Here is a 1,246-nt window from a genome sequence, read left to right on the forward strand (position 1 = left end):
TATCTTTATCCGATACCGGATAGCGTTTATCAGCTACAGCTTATTCTTTCCCCCATGCGCTTTGAATATCCAGCCAATGCCAATCAAGAAAACCCGTGGTTTGTGCATGCCTTTGATCTGATTAAAGCGCGTGCAAAATATGAACTCTATAAGAATATCTTGAAAGATCCAGATTGTGCAGCCGCAGCTTATAACGATTTTCAAGAGCAGTTACAGCAATTGCGAACAGAAACCTCAACCCGCAATAATGTCACAAGAATAGTTCCAACGGATTTTTAGCATGGTTTATTTTCCAGTCGCTGATTATAGACCCGATGTTTCAGTCGTCAACGGGAGCTTTACGGATACGCTTGTGAATGTTTTACCCGCTGATGGCTGTTATATTCCCATGCCTAGTGCAACGGTTGTTTCTGATCCTTTGGAAGAAAAGCCATTGGGTTGCATAGCTTTTAGAAGTGGCAATGGTGTCAAGATTATCGTAGGAGGTAAGCAAAAGCTTTATAGTTATGATAGTCAAACTAAAGGTTGGAAGGACATCAGTAAAAGTGGTGTAACGTATCATGCAAGCGAGGATAATCAATGGTCGTTTGCTCTTTTTAAAGACATGGTTATTGCGGTGAATAAAAATGATAAACCGCAAGTTTTAAAAGTTTTCAGTTCTGAACGGTTTGAAGATTTAGGAGGCAATCCACCGAAAGCCAGTTTTGTGAAGGTTTGGGGCCACTTTGTTTGTTTGATGCAACTTACTGATAATCCCAATCGCATTCATTGGTCAGCAGATGGAGATGAAACTGTCTGGGAGACTAAATATAACGTTAGTGGTTATATGGATTTCCAAGATGGAGAATATGTTCAAGGGGCAACAGAAACCACCAATCCACTTATTTTTATGCGGTCTGCTATTTATGCATGTTCTTTTACGGTAGGTTCCAAAAGCCCGTTTACTTTTCAAAAGATCCAAGATAAGCGCGGAGCTCGCAGTGCAGCTTCTATAGCGTGTCGAGGGAGTGATGCTTTTTTTGCGAGTGATGATGGCTTTTATCAGATGAGTGCTGATGGTCAACTTTTCCCGATAGGCTTTGAAAAGGTTGATAGAACGGTTTTTAAAACATTTGATAAGTTTGCTCTTGATGAGATGCAAGGGGTTATAGACCCGGTTTATAACCGGATTTACTGGTCCTTAAAGAGAGGTAATAATGAGCAAACGACCTTAGTTTATGATTGGGGATTGCAGAAATGGTCGACA

General features: G+C 40.7%; 1 protein-coding gene and 1 pseudogene. Both read left to right on the plus strand.

Features of this window, described 5'->3' with window-relative positions:
* A pseudogene (locus BN338_RS02065) lies at positions 1-279 on the plus strand (hypothetical protein); the annotation flags it as partial.
* A gap of 1 nt (position 280) precedes the next feature.
* A partial coding sequence (locus tag BN338_RS02070; RefSeq protein WP_039758716.1) for a hypothetical protein occupies positions 281-1,246 on the plus strand: 966 nt, incomplete at its 3' end.

Source organism: Bartonella queenslandensis AUST/NH15 (assembly GCF_000312585.1).
In the GTDB taxonomy this organism is placed as follows: Bacteria; Pseudomonadota; Alphaproteobacteria; order Rhizobiales; family Rhizobiaceae; genus Bartonella; species Bartonella queenslandensis_A.